Origin of the sequence: Amycolatopsis sp. CFH S0740 (genome assembly GCF_004522315.1) — a bacterium.
Classification (GTDB): domain Bacteria; phylum Actinomycetota; class Actinomycetes; order Mycobacteriales; family Pseudonocardiaceae; genus Amycolatopsis; species Amycolatopsis nivea.
The window spans coordinates 234,579-251,010 of record NZ_SDLS01000010.1 but is presented as its reverse complement, the minus strand read 5'-3'; the positions used below and the strand labels follow the sequence as shown (position 1 = coordinate 251,010).

The following is a 16,432-nucleotide window of genomic DNA, read 5'->3' as shown; positions in this document are numbered from 1 at the left end:
GGCCGGAGCGGAGAGCTGGCCGCACACCACAGCTACCGAGAAAACCCCAATGCGGCATTGGGTGCATCTGACGCACCCAATGTGGCATCGGGGCGCTTGAAGCGGGGCAGGTCAGCCGCGCTGGGTGCGGACTCCGAGCAGCACGTCCTCCCAGGACGGCACGATCGGATGGTTCTTCTTCGCCTTCGTGCGCGGCTGCTCGGCTTCGTCGCCGTCGGACTCGCCCGGGACACGCGGGATCTCGCGGGTCTCGTCGTCGCCCTCGTCCGGACCCTCGATGGCGCGCGGTTCCTCGACGGCGTCGAGCGTCGGCTGCACCACCGAATCGCGGGCGGGGGCCAGCGCCCGCACGGTGCGCGGGGCGACGTAGGAGTTCGGGTTCAGCAGGACTTCGGCGTTCTCGTCGAGCGCGTGCACCGTTCCGCCGTGCGCGCCGGGCGAGAACGACCAGTGCGCGCGGTTGTCGGAGCGGCCTGCTTTCCAGCGCAGCACGACGACCCACTTGCCGTCGTCGCCGCGCCAGGCGTCCCAGGCGGCCTGGTTGTAGTCGTGGCCGCGGACGCCGAAGGCGTAGGCGATGACCTCGCCGAGCGTCTGGACGTCGGGCCCGTCCTCGCGGACCGGGTGCGCCGACTGCGCGAGTTCCGCCGTGCGGGACCGTTCGAGCAGCACCGGATAAGCGAATCGCTCCACCCGCTGCGTCGAGACGCCCGCGCTGCTCGCGACCTGCTCGACGGACTCGCCCGCGCGGATTCGCGCCTGGATCTCGCGTGGCCGCATCTGGCTCTCCAACTCGATCTCGATCTGGCCCAGCCGGGCTATGTCCCCCCTCGCCGCCGCACGCAGTCTCTCGTCGGCCGGGAGCAGGAAGCGGGTACGGCTCGCCGGGTCCTCCAGCACGAGGGACTTCCCGTCCTCGTGCAGCCCGACCACCCGCAACGCCCGCATTTCTCGCCTCCCCGGTGTTCACCTTTGTGGGTGCCCACGTTAGAACGGCGCGTCGGCTTGACGTGCGAGGCGCGCCGACGCCTCACCCATCCGAACTCAATCCGACGGCACTTTCCCGGCCATTTTCGCCGCGCCGGAGATCGGTCACACTCGTGACACGCCGACCACGGTCTGTCACGAACGAGTGGTCATGAACGCGAACCGCCCCGCGAGCCGGAGGGCTGGCGGGGCGGTTTGGGCGTTTCGGCGCGTTTTCGGTTCAGCCGAGCCGTTCCACGACGTATTCGATGCTCTGGGTGAGCTTCGTGACGTCGTCCGGGTCGATCGCCGGGAACAGGCCGACGCGCAGCTGGTTGCGGCCCAGCTTCCGGTACGGCTCGGTGTCGACGATCCCGTTGGCGCGCAACGCCTTCGCGACCGCGGCGGCGTCGACCTCGTCGGCGAAGTCGACCGTGCCGACGACCTGCGAGCGCAGCTCCGGGTTCGTCACGAACGGCGTGGTGTACGAGGTCTTCTCGGCCCATTCGTACAGCCGGCTCGAGGATTCCTTGGTGCGCGAGGTGGTCCAGTCGAGGCCGCCCTGGCCGTTCATCCACTCGATCTGCTCGGCGAGCAGGAAAAGCGTGGAGACGGCGGGGGTGTTGTAGGTCTGGTCCTTGCGCGAGTTGTCCAGCGCGGTGGTGAGCGACAGGAATTCGGGGATCCAGCGGTCGCCGCCGCCGATCTCGCCGATCCGCTCGATCGCGGCGGGCGAGGCGAGCGCGATCCACAGCCCGCCGTCGGACGCGAACGACTTCTGCGGCGCGAAGTAGTAGACGTCGAAGTCCTCGGCCTTGACCGGGAGACCGCCGGCGCCGGACGTCGCGTCGATCGCGACCAGCGCGCCGTCGCTGCCCTCGGGACGCCGCACCGGCACCGCGACGCCGGTGGAGGTCTCGTTGTGCGCCCAGCCGACGAGGTCCGCGCCCTGCTGGTAGGCGATCTCCGGCGCGCTGCCCGGGTCGGCCTTCACCACGATCGACTCGCCGAGGAACGGTGCCTTGTTCGTGACGGTCGCGAACTTCGAGGAGAACTCGCCGTAGGTGAAGTGCTGGGCGCGCTCGCGCACGAGGCCGAACGCGGCGGCGTCCCAGAACGCGGTCGTCCCGCCGTTGCCGAGGATGACCTCGTAGCCGTCCGGGAGCGAGAACAGCTCGGACAGCCCGGCGCGCACCCGGCCGACGAGCGACTTGACCGGCTTCTGCCGGTGCGAGGTGCCGAGGTAGGTGGAACCGGACCGGGCGAGGGCGGCGAGCTGCTCTTCGCGGACCTTCGAGGGTCCGCAGCCGAAGCGGCCGTCGGCCGGCTTGAGGTCTGCTGGGATCGTCAACTCAGCGTCGGTCATGTGCTTAGTCTCTCAGGTCGGGACAACGCAGGTAACGGCGGTTGGCGGGTGTCCGGCATGTGGAATCGTGACGGAAACGCACGGTTACCGGCCGCGCTGGCGATGGTTTGCGCTCTTCGCCTTGGCGGCGTTGGTGCACCCGTGGGATTCGACTGCGCTGATCGGCCTTCCCCTCGGCCTGGCGGCGACTCTGCTGCTGGTTTTCGTGCCCTGGCGACGCGCGTGGTTCCGCCGTCGAGCAGTCCCTGCCGCGCTGTTCGCTCTTTCCGCGGCGTTCACCGGGTTTGTCGTCGTCGGGTTCTTCGTCGAGCCGCCGAACCCGGACGAGGTCGGCTCGGCCGTTTTCGCGCTCGTCCTCGCAGTCGCGTTCGCCGCCGCGTCGGGGATACCACCCAGTGGGACCACGGACAGGAGATCCCGAGACTGCGGCGCGTCACGGTTCGCCCGCGCGGCTACCTGACTTTGCTCGACTGCCCGCCGGAGCAGGCCCGGGATCGAGCGTTGCCCGCCGGAACTCGCCGCCGAGCTGATCGAGCACCGGCGGCTGTGGGTGTTCGGCCCTCCGGAGATGGGCGAGGTTCTGCTGGGACTGCCCGGCCAGGGTTTCTACGCGAAGGCGTGGTTGTCCCCGGCCGGGCGAGCGCCTGCCTATGACGCCGAAGCCCCCGGCGTTAAGGCCGAAGCGGAGTGACTCAGCGCCACCCACCCTCGTCCAGTCCGCCCGGGATCGGTGCGGCCGGGTCGTACGGCGTGCGGCTGAAGATGAACGTGGCGAGGTTCAGGTGGTTCGCCGTGCCGTTCGCGTCGCGGCCGACGGTGAGCGTTTCGCCCGCGTAGTAGCCGTCCAGGCCGATCCACGTGTCCGGGCCCTGGGGGCGGAACCGCGATGCCCGGCCGGCGCCGACGGCCGGGTTCAGCGAGATCAGGCCGTCGCCCTGCACGCGCAGGAAGTACGGCGTCGGGCCCCAGTGCCACAGTCCGGTCAGCGCGAGCAGCTCCGGGTCCACAGTGGACGGGAGCCATTCCTCGGGCAGCGCTGGTTCGAGGTCGTCGGCGGTGGTGATCAGGTCGAGGCACAGCTGCGTGATGTTGACGCCCGAGGTCGAGTTCGCGAGGCACAGCGCACCGGTGCCGCTGCGCGGGTCGACGATGGTCGCGGCGAGGAACCCGGGCATCGATCCGGTGTGCCCGGCCAGGTGCCTGCCCTGGTAGCGCACGACCATCAGGCCGAGACCGAATCCGGTCGACCACACCTCGGTGTCGTCGACGGTGTTCATCGTCCGCATTTCGTCGACGGTGTCCGGCGAGAGCACGTCGCCGGTGTGGCCGCCGAGGAACGACGTCCAGCGGCCGAGGTCGGTGACGGTGGACCAGAGCTGCCCGGCCGGGGCCATCGCGCCGGCGTCCGGCCACTTCTCCGGCATGAGCACGTCGGCGAACGGGTGCACGGCGAATCCCTCGGCGTGCGCGCCTTCCGGGTGCGGCGTCGTGCGGTTCATGCCCAGCGGGGCAAGGATTTCGTCACGCACGACGTCGAACCACGGCCGCTCGCGGAGCCGGGCGACCAGTTCGCCGAGCACGCCGTAGCCGACGTTCGAGTAGTGGAATTTGGATCCGGGACGCAGCTTTGTCGCGCCCTTCTCCAGGCTCGAGACCAGCGCCGCCCAGTCCGCGCCGGGCGCGCGTTCCCACCACTGGCCGGGCGATTCCGACGTGAGGCCCGACGTGTGCGACAGCAGCTGCGCGACGGTGACCGAGCCGAACGCGGTGCCCGGCAGGTGCCGTTCCAGCGGGTCGGTGAGGTCGAGTTTGCCCTCGTCGCGCAGCCGCAGGACCGCGGTCGCGATCATCGTTTTGGTGATCGACCCCAGCCGGTACTGCGTGTTGTCGTCCGGGCGCTGGTCGCCGACGCGGCCGCGGGCTCCGGACCAGACGACGTCGCCGCCTCGGACGACAGCGGCGACGAGGGACGGGGCGCGGCTGACGGACTGCTCGTGTGCGAGCCGTCGGTACAGGGCGAGTTCGGTGGTGTCGAGCATGGCCGTCATTCTGCCCGGGCAGTTCAGCCGAGCAGTTGCCGGTCCAGCGCCGTCGTGACCGCTGCCGTCCGGTCGGAAACGCCGAGCTTCGAGAACACCCGCAGCAGGTGCGTTTTCACCGTCGCCTCGCCGATGTGCAGCTCGCGGCCGATTTCCGCGTTCGTGCGGCCCTTCGCGACCAGCCGCAGCACTTCCACCTCGCGCGCGGACAGCGGCGAGGCCGGCGTCGGGTTCCGCATCCGGTGCACGAGCTTGCCCGCGACCGACGGTGCCAGCACGGTTTCGCCGCGATGCGCGGCCCGGATCGCCCCGGCCAACTCGGCGCGCGACGCGTCTTTCAGCAGATATCCCGACGCGCCCGCCTCGACCGCGCGCAGGATGTCGGCGTCGGTTTCGTACGTGGTGAGCACGACGATCCGGCGCGCGGGCGTTTCCTTGAGGATCGCGTGGATCGCGCCGACCCCGTCGAGGCCCGGCATGCGCAGGTCCATCAGGACGACGTCGGGCTGTTTCACGCGGTCGAGCGCCACCGCTTCGTCGCCGGAACCGGCCTCGCCGACCACCGTCAGGTCGTCCTCGGCTTCGAGCATGCCGCGCAGTCCTTCGCGCACCACGGGATGGTCGTCGACCAGCATGATGGTGATCACGCGGGCACCTCCAGTTCCAGTTCGGTGCCGCCGTTCGCGCCGGTCCGCACTTCCAGGGCCCCGCCTACCTGCTCGGCCCGCGAACGCATGCCGCGCAACCCGAATCCGGCTCCGTCGGCATCCGGGGTGAAGCCGCACCCGTTGTCCTCCACGCGCAACCGTATCGCTCCGTCCACAGCGGACAGCCGCACGCGGACGAGAGTCGCGCCCGAATGCTTGCGCACGTTCGACAGCGCTTCCTGCGCCGCACGCAGCAGCACCACTTCGACCGCGGTGGACAGTGGCGGCAGTGCATCGTCCACTTCGCACTCGACCGGGATACCGATCTCTTCGGCGAGCCGATCTGCTTGCCGCTGCACGGCTTCCGGCAACGAACCAGTGGCCAAATCGGACGGTGCGAGCGCGGCGACCATCGCACGGGCTTCGGCGAGATTCTCGCGCGCGGTGCGGCCGGCGAGCGCGAGATGTTTGCGCACTGTGGACAGATCAGTGTCCAGTTCGGACTCGATCGCCTGGGTCAGGGTGATGATGCTGGTGAACCCCTGTGCGAGCGTGTCGTGGATTTCCCGCGCCAGCCGTTCGCGTTCGGCCGCGGTGCCCGCTTCCCGCGACAGCCGGGCGACCTCGGCCTGACTGGATTCCAATTCGCGGATCAGCTCGGCGCGGGCGCGGCTCTGCTTCAGCACGTCGCTGGTGAACTTCCCGGCCAGCAGGCTGAAGACGATCAGGATCGCGGTCATCGGCAGCAGGACCGAGAGCAACTGGTTGTCCCAGCCGCCGTTCAGCACTGCCGAGACCGGTTCGAGCAGGATGAGCAGTGTCGTCGCGACCACCCCTGGCCGCAAATCCAGCAGCATGAACAGCAGCGGGCAGGCGAGGAACAGCACGAAGCTCGCCGAAGTGGTCGCGAGAATGGCGGTGCCGGTCAACGCGATCAGCGCCACCGCCGCAACGGCCCGTGCGGTTCCGTTGTCCTCGCCGTGCACGACGCGCCGTCCCGCGGCCAGGTAGCCGACCGCGATCGCGCCCATCGCGGACTCGGCGACGATTTTCTCCGCCGCCGATCCGTCGTTGAAGAGCACCAGGAAGGCGGTCGCCAGGTAGGCGACCGCGAACAGCACCTCCCAGGACCAGTACGACCGCTCCCACGCGTCGGCCTGGTTCACTTCGCTTCGTTCGTCCACCGGAACGTCACCCTCGCGAGCACCAGGCCCACCACGCACCACACCGCCAGCACCAGCGCCACCTTCGGAAGCTCCCATGTCCCCGCCATTTCCTGGGTCGCGGCCTCCGGCGGAAGGAACACCGAGCGGAAGCCCTGGCAGATCCACTTCAGCGGGAAGAACGACGCGACGTCGACCATGATCCTCGGCAGGTTCGTGATCGGCGTGACGAACACCCCGGAAATGAACTGCAGCACCAAGTACACCAGCTGCACGAGCGCCACGGTGCCGTTCGCGGTGCGGGTGGCCGAGCTGATCGCGATGCCCAGCAGCGTCGAGGAGACGATCCCGAGCAGCAGCACCCAGAGCAGGGTCAGCCACTTCGCCGGATCGGACGGCAGTTCGAGGCGGAACAGCAGCATCGCCACCGCGGCCATCAGGACGGTCTGCGACACGCTGGTCACCGCGACCATCACCATCTTGCCGACGAAATAAGCCGCCGCGGGCATCGGCGTGCCACGCAAGCGTTTCAGCGCACCGATTTCCCGGTCCGCGGCGATGCCGATGCCGACGCTGTTGAAGGACGTCGACACGATGCCCGCGCCGATCATCCCGGCGGCGAGCAGCTGCCCGGACGACACCCCGCTCTGCCCGGTCGGGCCGTCGAGGATGGAGCCGAGCAGGATCATCAGCACCGCGGGCAGCGAGAAGGTGAACACCACCTGCTCGCGGTTGCGGAAGAACTGCCGCAGTTCGAGCCCGCCGCGGGCGAGGCCCAAGCGGAACGTTCCCGGCAGCGCCATGGTCGTCGTGGTCACGGTTGCTCCCCGATCAGGTCGAGATAGACGTCTTCCAGGCTGGGGCGCGTCACGGTGAGACCGGCGAGTTCCCCCTGCGTGCCGGCAAGTTGCGAGACGAGCTTCATCGGGAACTGCGTGCGTTCCTCGTGACTGCCGCGTTCGTCCTGCCACCGCACGACCGCCTCGGCGCGTTCGCGGCCGCCGAGCGTCGCCGGCGTCCCCTCCGCGACGACCGAACCGCGCGCGATGACCGCGAGCCGATCGGCCAGCGCCTCGACCTCGTCCAGGTAATGCGTGGTCAGCAGGATCGTGGTGCCCTCGTGGGCGAGTCCGTCGATGAGTCCCCAGAACTGCCGCCGCGCCTCGGGATCGAAACCGGTCGTGGGCTCGTCCAGGAACAGCAATTCCGGACGGCCGACGATGCCGAGCGCGACGTCCACCCGGCGGCGCTGCCCGCCGGACAGCGCCTTCACCCGCGCGCCCGCCTTCGCGGTGAGGCCGACCTGGTCGATCACCTCTTCCGGATCCCGCGGATTCGGGTAGTACTTCGCGAAGTGCCGCACGGTCTCCGCGACGGTCAATTCCGCCGCGTCGCCCGCCGTCTGCAACACGATGCCGAGGCGGGCGCGCCACGCGCGTCCCGCGGTACCCGGGTCCTCGCCGAGGACAGCGGCTTCCCCCGCCGTCCGCTGCCGGTGCCCCTCCAGGATCTCGACGGTGGTCGTCTTGCCCGCGCCGTTGGGCCCGAGCAGGGCGAACACCTCGCCGTCACGGATGTCGAGATCGATCCCGGCCACGGCGAGGTGGCCCGGGTACTCCTTGCGCAGTCCGCGCACTCGCACTGCTGTGCTCATGGGTTCAGCGTGCGCCGCGGAGGGCGGTTCGCGGGACGTCCGGGCAGTGGAATCCGGCTGTCCGTCGAACGGTGGACACGCTGGTTTCCCGTGGAACCACGACGGCCGCTGTTGACAAGTTGTCTAACATGACAAGATGTCTCACAAGCAGGTGACGGCCAGTGACGGAGTCCGCCTTTCGGTCCGGGTGAGCGGCAACCCGGACGGGCCTACGGTCGTGCTCGTGCACGGATATCCGGACAACAGCTCGATGTGGGACGGCGTCGCCGAAGAGCTGCGCCGCGACCACCGCGTGGTCGTCTACGACGTGCGCGGCGCGGGCGAATCCGACAAACCGCGCGAGCGCCGGGCGTACCGGCTGGACCAGCTCGCCGACGACCTCGCCGCGGTGGTCGACGAGGTGCAGCCGTCCGGCAAGGTCCACCTCGTCGCGCACGACTGGGGTTCGATCCAGGCGTGGCACGCGGTCACCGGCGACCAGCTGCGCGGCCGGATCGCTTCGTACACCTCGCTTTCCGGGCCCAGTCTCGATCACGCCGGCGCGTGGTTCCGTGCCCAGCTGACCCGGCCGACGCCGCGTCGCCTCGGCCACGCGCTTCGGCAGTTCCTGCACTCGTATTACATCGTGGCGTTCCAGGTGCCGTTGATCCCGGAACTGTTGTGGCGCACCGGAATCATGCGCACGATGATCCGGAAGCTGGAGCCCGCCGAAACGTCGCCCAAGACGTCGGACGGGGTGCACGGCCTGAAGCTGTACCGGGCGAACATGGGCCCGCGGCTGTCCCGCCCGCGCCCGCGTCCGGCGGAAATCCCGGTGCAGGTGCTCGCGCCGACCGGCGATTCGTACGTCACCACGCCGCTGCAGACCGAGGTCGAGCGCTGGGTGCCGGATCTGCGCGTCCGGCGCGTGATCGGGTCGCACTGGATCACCCGGACCAAGCCGGAAGTGGTTGCTGCCGCGGCAGCTGAGCTGATCGCGTCGGTGGAAACCGGCGAGGAAACGCGGGCGCTGCGGCGTGCGCGGGTCGGCGGCGCCAGCGGTCGCTTCGCGCATCACCTCGTCGTCGTGACCGGTGCGGGCAGCGGGATCGGGCGGGAGACCGCGCTGGCGTTCGCGGCCGAGGGTGCCGACGTGGTCGTCAGCGACATCAACGGCGATTCAGCTGCGGAAACGGCGAAACTGGTGCGAGAGCGCGGAGTCGACGCCGGTGAGTACACAGTGGACTCTTCGGACGGCGAGGCGGTCGCCCGGTTCGCCGCGCAGGTGCGGGACGAGTTCGGTGTGCCGGACATCGTGGTGAACAACGCCGGGATCGGCATGTCCGGCCCGTTCCTCGACACGACGATCGAGGACTGGGAGAAGGTCGTGGACGTCAACCTGTGGGGCGTGATCCACGGGTGCCGCGCGTTCGCCCCGATGATGAAGGAACGCGCTGAAGGCGGGCAGATCGTCAACCTCGCTTCTGCCGCGGCGTACCTGCCGTCGAAGATCCTCACCGCTTACGGCACCACGAAGGCCGCTGTGCTCGCGTTGAGCAATGGTTTGCGTGCGGAGTTGGCGTCCGAGGGAATTGGCGTGACCGCGGTTTGCCCGGGTTTGGTGAACACCAACATCACCAAGACCACTAAGTTCGTCGGCGTGGACGAGGTCGAGGAGAAGCGGCGACAGAAGGAATCGTCCAAGCTCTACGCCCGGCGCAATTTCGGATCGGAACGAGTGGCGCGCGACATTCTGAGTGCGGTGGAGAAGAACGTCGCGATCCAACCGTCCACTCCGGAAGCGAAGGTCGCGCTGGTCCTTTCGCGGCTGACGCCAGGTTTGCTGCGCGCGGCGGCGAAACTGGACGTCACGCCGTGAGCCGTCCGCGCCGGATGACCGCGCAGGCCCGGCGGGACGATCTGATCGCGGCCGCGCTGGATTTGTTCGGCAGCCGGGCACCGGAATTGGTCACGGTGGACGACATCGTGGCGCGCGCCGAGGTGTCGCGGCCGTTGTTCTACCGGTATTTCCCGAGCCTGCGGGAACTGCAAATGCAGGCGTTGCGCACGGTCACCGACGGTTTGGTCGACCGGCTCGCGACGCTTGAGGAGGGCCCGCCGGAAGAACGCCTGCGCGCGGCCGTACGGGGACTAGTTGATGTCGCCGCGCATTACCGCGAAGGCTACGTCGCATTGCTGCGCAGCGGTTCGGTCATCGCCACTTCGGAGACGGACGCGGCGATCGACGAGGTCCGCAACCGTGCCGTCGAGTTGATCCTGGAAGCGCTGCCGATCCTCGAACCGTCACCGTTGGTGCTGCTGACCCTGCGCTGCTGGACCGCGGTGGTCGAGGGCGCGTTGCTGTCGTGGCTTCAAGAAGGCACCGTCCCGCGCGAAACGCTGGACGGCTGGCTGGTCGACCAGCTCACCGCGATGCTCGCCGCCACCGGCGCCTGGGCTTGAAGCGCCCCAATGCCACATTGGGTGCATGCGACGCACCCAATGTGGCATTGGGTGCATCTGACGCACCCAATGCCACATCGGGGCGCTCGCGGGCTCAGATCTGGGTGACGCTGTCCCACCCGTCGACCTCGGACGGCGTGCGCGGGCCGGGGCCGACGTACTTCGCCGACGGACGGACCAGGCGGCCGGTCTGCTTCTGCTCCAGGATGTGCGCCGCCCAGCCGGCGGTGCGCGCGGAGGAGAACATCGCGGGCATCATGTGCGGCGGCACCTTCGCGAAGTCCAGGATCACCGCGGCCCAGAACTCGACGTTCGTTTCGATCGGGTGGTCCGGACGGCGTTCGCGCAGCTCGGCCAGCGCGGCCTGCTCCAGTGCGGCGGCCACCTCGTAGCGTTCGGCGCCCAGTTCCTTGCAGGTGCGGCGCAGCACGCGGGCACGCGGGTCCTCCGCGCGGTACACGCGATGGCCGAAGCCCATCAGCCGCTCCTTGCGGTCGAGGATGCCCTTGACCAGCGCGCGGGCGTCACCCGTGCGCTCGACCTCCTCGATCATCGGCAGCACGCGCGCCGGGGCGCCGCCGTGCAGCGGGCCGGACATCGCGCCGATCGCGCCGGACAGCGCCGCCGCGACGTCCGCCCCGGTGGAGGCGATTACGCGCGCGGTGAAGGTGGAGGCGTTGAGGCCGTGCTCAGCGGCGGAAACCCAGTACGCGTCGACCGCCTTGACGTGCGCCGGGTCCGGCTCGCCGCGCCAGCGGATCATGAACCGCTCGGTGATCGACTTGGCCTCGTCGACCCGCGACTGCGGCACCGCGGGCTGGCCGATGCCGCGCGCGGACTGCGCGACGTAGGACAGCGCCATCACCGAAGCGCGGGCGAGCTGGTCGCGCGCCTCTTCGTCGGTGATGTCGAGCAGCGGCCGGTAGCCCCAGATCGGGGCGAGCATGGCGAGCGCGGCCTGGACGTCGACGCGGACGTCGCCGGTGTGCACCGGAAGCGGGAACGGCTCGGCGGGCGGAAGCCCGGTCCCGAACCGCCCGTCGACCAGGAGACCCCATACGTCGCCGAAGGTCACCTTCCCGGCGAGGTCCTCGATGTCGACGCCGCGGTAGCGCAGCGCACCGCCGTCCCGGTCGGGTTCGGCGATTTCGGTCCGAAACGCGACGACGCCCTCGAGCCCGGGCCGGAACCCGTCGTCGGCGTCGTTCGTGGTGCTGATCGTGGAGGTAGTCACTCTTCGCGAACCCTTTCGATGCGCATTCCCCGGCTGTGTTGTGCACGCGCGGACGGGATACACGCTGGCTCCTTGCGCGCCTCATCGCACGGTGGGACAAACCATGCTCCCTTTGCCCGGCCGGGGCAACGGAAGATGTCGTGGTTTCGGTCACGATTACGAGAACGATTCAGTCCAGGTAAGCCTGGGACGCGACTTTCTCCCGTCCAGCGAGGTGACCGCAGACTGGTACCCCGGTGGCGCGGAGGTGAACCCCGGCTTGCGGAGGCGGGCGGAGGTCACTCTCGGTGAGCGGGACGGGCGCCCGGCGTGCTCCGAAGTGGCAGGCCGCGCGCTGGGGTGAAATTGCGGAATCCTCGCCGCGGCGTTTCCGGCTTGTCCGAATTCTTTTCGAGTTCCACGAACAACCGCGGTCCGCACCGCGTAAACACTGTGTTGCCGAATCAGGCGGAGCGGTCGCTCCGGTGGTAGACCTTTGCCATGCACCTGAGCCCGCAGGAACGCGACAAACTGCTGGTCCACGTCGCGGCGGACGTTGCTCGCAAACGGCTCGAACGCGGTCTTCGGCTCAATTATCCCGAAGCCGTCGCGCTCATCACCGATTACGTCGTGGAGGGCGCTCGCGACGGCCGCACGGTCAGCGAACTGGCGGCGGGCGGGCGGGCCGTGCTGACCCGGGCGCAAGTTCTCGACGGGGTGCCGGAAATGGTCGAGTCCGTGCAGGTGGAGGCCACTTTTCTGGACGGCACCAAGCTCGTCACGGTGCACGAACCGATTGCTTGAGGAGGAATTCGTGCGGCCAGGCGAGATCATTCCCGGCGACGAGCCGGTGCCGCTGAATCCGGGGCGCGCCCGGATCCGGCTGCGCGTGCGCAATCTCGGCGACCGGCCGGTGCAAGTCGGTTCGCACTATCACTTCGCCGCGGTCAATCCCGGACTGGAATTCGACCGCGAAGCCGCCCGCGGGCACCGGCTCGACGTGCCCGCCGGGACCTCGGTGCGGTTCGAGCCGGGCATCGACCGCGAGGTCGACCTGGTTCCGCTCAGCGGAAACCGGCGGGTGCCGGGGCTGCGGGCCGAATACGCCGGGGAGTTCTGATGCCGGAGATCGACCGCGTCCGCTACGCCGAACTGTTCGGCCCGACCGCGGGGGACCGGATCCGGCTCGCGGACACCGATCTGCTGATCGAGGTGACCGAGGACCGGTCGATCGGTCCCGGCGGCAGCGGCGACGAGGTGCTTTTCGGCGGCGGGAAGGTGATCCGCGAGTCGATGGGCCAGGGCATGGCGACCCGCGCCGAGGGGGCGCCGGACCTGGTGATCACCGGCGCGGTGATCCTCGACCACTGGGGCGTGGTGAAGGCCGACGTCGGCGTCCGCGACGGGCGCGTCGTCGGCATCGGCAAGGCGGGTAATCCGGACACTATGGACGGTGTCGATCCGGCACTGGTGATCGGACCGGCGACGGAAGTGCTGGCGGGCAACGGGAAAATCCTCACCGCGGGTGGCATCGACTGTCACGTCCATTTCGTCTGCCCGCAGCTGGTGGACACCGCGCTCGCGGCCGGACTGACCACTTTGGTCGGCGGCGGCACCGGGCCGAACGAGGGCACCAAGGCGACCACGGTGACCCCCGGTGCCTGGAATCTCGGCCGGATGTTGTCCGCAATGGACGGACAGCCGGTGAACGTGCTGCTGCTGGGTAAGGGAAACACCGTCCGGCAGGAAGCTCTGCGCGAGCAATTGGCGGCCGGAGCGGGCGGGTTCAAGCTGCACGAGGATTGGGGTTCGACGCCGGCCGCGATCGACGCCTGTCTCACGGTCGCGGACGAATCCGGCGTGCAGGTCGCGATCCACACGGACACGCTCAACGAGGCCGGGTTTCTGGAGTCCACTGTGGAGGCGATCGGCGGCAGGTCGATCAACGCCTACCACACCGAGGGGGCAGGCGGCGGGCACGCGCCGGACATCATCGAGGTGTCCGGAATGGCGAACTTCCTTCCCTCGTCGACGAATCCGACCCGGCCGCACACCGTCAACACTCTCGACGAGCACCTCGACATGCTGATGGTGTGCCATCACCTGAACCCGTCGGTGCCCGAGGATCTCGCGTTCGCGGAAAGCCGGATCCGGCCGAGCACGATCGCCGCCGAGGACGTGCTGCACGATCTGGGCGCGATCTCGATGATGAGTTCCGATTCGCAGGCGATGGGGCGGATCGGCGAGGTGATCATCCGGACCTGGCAGACCGCGCACGTGATGAAGGCTCGCCGCGGCGCGCTTCCCGGCGATGGTGCCGCGGACAACCTGCGCGCCCGTCGTTACGTCGCGAAGTACACGATCAACCCGGCGATCGCGCACGGAATGGACGCGGAGATCGGCTCGGTGGAGGTCGGCAAGCTCGCCGACCTGGTGCTGTGGGAACCGAAGTTCTTCGGCGTGCGCCCGCATGTGGTGTTGAAGGGCGGTTTCCCGGCGTGGGCGGCGATGGGGGACGCGAACGCTTCGATTCCCACGCCGCAACCGGTGCTCGCGCGGCCGATGTTCGGTTCCGCACCTGCGGTAGCGGCCGCGTCCAGTCTGCATTTCGTGGCTCCGGAGGCGCTGGATTCCGGTTTGGCGGAACAATTCCGCATCGCCCGGCCGTTGGTGCCGGTCGCCAACACCCGCCGCCGGACGAAGGCCGACATGGTGCTGAACGACGCGACCCCGGAGGTGCGAGTGGATCCGGACAGCTTCGCGGTCCGCGTGGACGGGGAACTGATCGAACCGCATCCGGTGGCCGAATTGCCGATGGCACAACGGTATTTCCTGTTCTGATGGACCCGGTCGCTCTCATTCTCGCCGACTCCCGGTTTCCGGGCGGCGGGCACGTGCATTCCGGCGGCCTCGAAGAGGTGGCCGCGCGCGGTCTCGTCCGGTCCGAACGCGACCTGCCCGGATTCCTTTTTGGACGGTTGCGTACCGCGGGATTTCTCGCCGCCGCGTTCGCCGCTGCCTCAGCGCACGCCGCGGCGCGGGCCGTCGAGAGTGTCCATTGGCGACGGCTCGATCAGGAACTCGACGCCCGCACGCCCTCGCTCGCGCAACGGGAAGCGTCGCGAGCACAAGGCCGCGGCACCGCGCGAGCCGGACGTGCGGCGTGGCCGTCGCCAGTGCTGTCCCAGCTGCTCGCCGAGACGCCGCGCCCGCACCATCCGATCGTCAGCGGCGCGCTCGTCGGAATCAGCGGCGGCAGTCCGGTCGACGCGGCCATGGCGATCGCTTACCTCGCTGTGAGCGGCCCGGCGAGTGCGGCGGTTCGCCTGCTCGGACTGGATCCGTTCGCCGTGAACGCGGTGGTCGCGCGGCTAGCCGGACCCTTGCGCGAAGTCAGCGGCCAGGCCGCCGAGACCGCCGGTGCCGATCCGGCCGATTTGCCCGCGCCGGCGTCGCCGGCGCTGGATCTGTTCGCCGAGGAACACGCTCGGCATCACCAGGAAGAGGTGCGTCTCTTTGCCAGCTGAACACGGTCACGGGCATTTCCACGCGGTCAACTTCGACCCGACCGCCGCCGAACCGGACCACTACGCCGCGGCGCCGACCGCCGGCCGGGCGTACCGGATCGGCATCGGCGGCCCGGTCGGCAGCGGCAAGACCGCACTCACCGCCGCGCTGTGCCGCGCGCTCGGCGGAGAGCTGAATCTGGCCGTGGTCACCAACGACATCTACACAACAGAGGACGCCGATTTCCTGCGCCGGGCGGGCGTACTGGACCCGGAGCGGATCGAAGCGGTGCAGACCGGTGCGTGCCCGCACACCGCGATCCGCGACGACATCACCGCGAACCTCGACGCGGTCGAACGGCTGGAGGAGAAGTTCCCGGGACTGGAACTGGTCATCGTGGAAAGCGGCGGCGACAACCTCACCGCGGTGTTCAGCCGCGGCCTGGCCGACAGCCAGATCTTCGTGGTCGACGTCGCGGGCGGGGACAAGGTGCCGCGCAAGGGCGGCCCCGGCGTGACGACGGCCGACCTGCTGGTGATCAACAAAACCGACCTCGCCCCGCTGGTCGGCGCCGACCTGACCGTGATGACCTCGGACGCCCACCACATGCGCGGCGACCTCCCGGTGTTCACGCAGTCCCTAGTGGACACTCCGGACGCGCCCGCGGTGGCGGACTGGGTGCGCTCGCTGGTGCCGGTCCGGCAGGGGTGAAAGCCCACGCACGCCTGGTCGCCGCCTGCGACGACGGACAGACGGTGCTGCGAGAACTGAAGTCGATGGCACCGCTGACGCTCGTCCCGCGCCGCCAGCGCGGCCCCGGTGCGGTGGTGCACCTGGTCAACTCGGCCACCGCTCCGCTCGGCGGCGACGAACTCCGGCTCGAGATCCACGTCGGGGCGGGTGCGGAGCTGAAGCTGTCCGGCGTCGCGGCGACCCTCGCCCTGCCCGGCCTGCGCGACGTGCCCAGCTTGTCCACTGTGGAGGTCGTCGTCGAGCCCGGCGGTTCCTTCGCATACCTGCCGGAGCCGACCGTCGTCACCGCCCGCGCCGACCACGTCGCCGTCCTGCGCGCCGACCTGGCCTCCGACGCCCGGTTCCACACCCGCGAGGTCCTCGTCCTCGGCAGGGAAGACGAACGTCCGGGCCGGTTTTCCTCCACAGTGCACGTGACCTGCGGCGGAGTCCCGGCACTCCGGCAGACGCAGACCGTCGGCGACGCCATTTTGGACGCGAGCCTCGCCGTGCTGGCCGGACATCGGGTGCTGGTGACGGAGGTCGAGTTCGGCGGCGGGTGCGGCCCGGCGGAGTCAGGCCCGTGGTGGTCGCGGACGCCGCTGGCCGCGGGCGGGATGCTGACCACCGCGCTGGCCCCCGACGTCGTGACGGCCACCGCTCTGGATCGATCCCGGGCCAGCAGGTGAACAGCGGATGGCGG

Annotated in this window: 18 protein-coding genes; 10 read left to right on the top strand and 8 right to left on the bottom strand. The window is 69.6% G+C overall.

Features of this window, described 5'->3' with window-relative positions; genetic code table 11:
* Positions 1 to 111: 111 nt before the first annotated feature.
* Both sepH and serC read right to left on the bottom strand, forming a co-directional pair.
* Entirely contained in the window at positions 112 to 948 is an 837-nt protein-coding gene (gene sepH, locus EIZ45_RS19820; protein ID WP_037819957.1) for a septation protein SepH, read from the bottom strand.
* Positions 949 to 1,207: 259 nt separating this feature from the next.
* Positions 1,208 to 2,332, bottom strand: coding sequence for a phosphoserine transaminase (gene serC, locus EIZ45_RS19815; protein WP_043830521.1), 1,125 nt, complete (start codon positions 2,330 to 2,332; stop codon positions 1,208 to 1,210).
* Between the two features lie 67 nt (positions 2,333 to 2,399).
* Here serC and EIZ45_RS19810 point away from each other — a divergent pair, with 67 nt between their 5' ends.
* Both EIZ45_RS19810 and EIZ45_RS47380 read left to right on the top strand, forming a co-directional pair.
* Complete coding sequence (locus EIZ45_RS19810) at positions 2,400 to 2,792, top strand: hypothetical protein (protein ID WP_134665393.1); 393 nt, start codon at positions 2,400 to 2,402, stop codon at positions 2,790 to 2,792.
* Positions 2,793 to 2,900: 108 nt separating this feature from the next.
* On the top strand, positions 2,901 to 3,023 hold the full coding sequence (locus EIZ45_RS47380; RefSeq protein WP_255443304.1) for a hypothetical protein: 123 nt from the start codon (positions 2,901 to 2,903) through the stop codon (positions 3,021 to 3,023).
* A 1-nt stretch (position 3,024) separates the two neighbouring features.
* Here the strand turns inward: EIZ45_RS47380 and EIZ45_RS19805 are convergent, their stop codons facing one another.
* From EIZ45_RS19805 to EIZ45_RS19785, 5 genes are read right to left on the bottom strand one after another with little or no spacing between them, the layout of a single operon-like run.
* Complete coding sequence (locus EIZ45_RS19805; protein ID WP_134665390.1) at positions 3,025 to 4,371, bottom strand: serine hydrolase; 1,347 nt, start codon at positions 4,369 to 4,371, stop codon at positions 3,025 to 3,027.
* Positions 4,372 to 4,394: 23 nt separating this feature from the next.
* Positions 4,395 to 5,018, bottom strand: coding sequence for a response regulator transcription factor (locus EIZ45_RS19800; protein WP_037819947.1), 624 nt, complete (start codon positions 5,016 to 5,018; stop codon positions 4,395 to 4,397).
* A complete protein-coding gene (locus tag EIZ45_RS19795; protein ID WP_240690738.1) occupies positions 5,015 to 6,202 on the bottom strand; it encodes a sensor histidine kinase in 1,188 nt (395 codons plus the stop codon). Before EIZ45_RS19795 ends, EIZ45_RS19800 begins: the two co-directional genes overlap by 4 nt.
* Positions 6,181 to 6,984, bottom strand: coding sequence for an ABC transporter permease (locus EIZ45_RS19790; RefSeq protein WP_037819984.1), 804 nt, complete (start codon positions 6,982 to 6,984; stop codon positions 6,181 to 6,183). Before EIZ45_RS19790 ends, EIZ45_RS19795 begins: the two co-directional genes overlap by 22 nt.
* Before the next feature lie 11 nt (positions 6,985 to 6,995).
* Positions 6,996 to 7,835 (bottom strand): ABC transporter ATP-binding protein, encoded by an 840-nt coding sequence (locus tag EIZ45_RS19785; protein ID WP_134665389.1) that lies wholly within the window; start codon positions 7,833 to 7,835, stop codon positions 6,996 to 6,998.
* 151 nt (positions 7,836 to 7,986) lie between these two features.
* Between EIZ45_RS19785 and EIZ45_RS19780 the strand changes: the two genes are divergently transcribed.
* Both EIZ45_RS19780 and EIZ45_RS19775 read left to right on the top strand, forming a co-directional pair.
* The gene (locus EIZ45_RS19780) at positions 7,987 to 9,693 is read left to right on the top strand and encodes an SDR family oxidoreductase (protein ID WP_134665433.1); all 1,707 of its coding nucleotides are present in this window, start codon (positions 7,987 to 7,989) and stop codon (positions 9,691 to 9,693) included.
* Positions 9,694 to 9,707: 14 nt separating this feature from the next.
* Positions 9,708 to 10,277 carry a TetR/AcrR family transcriptional regulator gene (locus EIZ45_RS19775; protein ID WP_134665431.1) on the top strand — a complete coding sequence of 190 codons (570 nt, stop codon included), beginning with the start codon at positions 9,708 to 9,710 and terminating at the stop codon, positions 10,275 to 10,277.
* A gap of 94 nt (positions 10,278 to 10,371) precedes the next feature.
* On the opposite strand, the gene EIZ45_RS19770 is transcribed toward EIZ45_RS19775, so the two are convergent.
* Positions 10,372 to 11,511: a citrate synthase 2 gene (locus EIZ45_RS19770; RefSeq protein ID WP_037819940.1), complete on the bottom strand. Its 1,140-nt coding sequence runs from the start codon at positions 11,509 to 11,511 to the stop codon at positions 10,372 to 10,374.
* A 480-nt stretch (positions 11,512 to 11,991) separates the two neighbouring features.
* On the opposite strand from EIZ45_RS19770, the gene EIZ45_RS19765 reads away from it, so the two are divergent.
* The 6 genes from EIZ45_RS19765 to EIZ45_RS19740 are packed head-to-tail and all read left to right on the top strand — an operon-like array spanning position 11,992 to position 16,418.
* Entirely contained in the window at positions 11,992 to 12,294 is a 303-nt protein-coding gene (locus EIZ45_RS19765) for an urease subunit gamma (protein WP_134665387.1), read from the top strand.
* Between the two features lie 10 nt (positions 12,295 to 12,304).
* A complete protein-coding gene (locus tag EIZ45_RS19760) occupies positions 12,305 to 12,610 on the top strand; it encodes an urease subunit beta (RefSeq protein WP_037819934.1) in 306 nt (101 codons plus the stop codon).
* On the top strand, positions 12,610 to 14,331 hold the full coding sequence (locus tag EIZ45_RS19755) for an urease subunit alpha (protein WP_134665385.1): 1,722 nt from the start codon (positions 12,610 to 12,612) through the stop codon (positions 14,329 to 14,331). Before EIZ45_RS19760 ends, EIZ45_RS19755 begins: the two co-directional genes overlap by 1 nt.
* Positions 14,331 to 15,017, top strand: a complete 687-nt coding sequence (locus EIZ45_RS19750; RefSeq protein WP_134665383.1) for an urease accessory protein UreF — start codon at positions 14,331 to 14,333, stop codon at positions 15,015 to 15,017. Before EIZ45_RS19755 ends, EIZ45_RS19750 begins: the two co-directional genes overlap by 1 nt.
* Positions 15,007 to 15,708 (top strand): urease accessory protein UreG, encoded by a 702-nt coding sequence (gene ureG, locus EIZ45_RS19745; protein ID WP_037819931.1) that lies wholly within the window; start codon positions 15,007 to 15,009, stop codon positions 15,706 to 15,708. The genes EIZ45_RS19750 and ureG overlap by 11 nt, the downstream gene beginning before the upstream one ends.
* Positions 15,705 to 16,418 (top strand): urease accessory protein UreD, encoded by a 714-nt coding sequence (locus EIZ45_RS19740; protein ID WP_134665381.1) that lies wholly within the window; start codon positions 15,705 to 15,707, stop codon positions 16,416 to 16,418. Before ureG ends, EIZ45_RS19740 begins: the two co-directional genes overlap by 4 nt.
* The last annotated feature ends 14 nt before the right edge of the window (positions 16,419 to 16,432 follow it).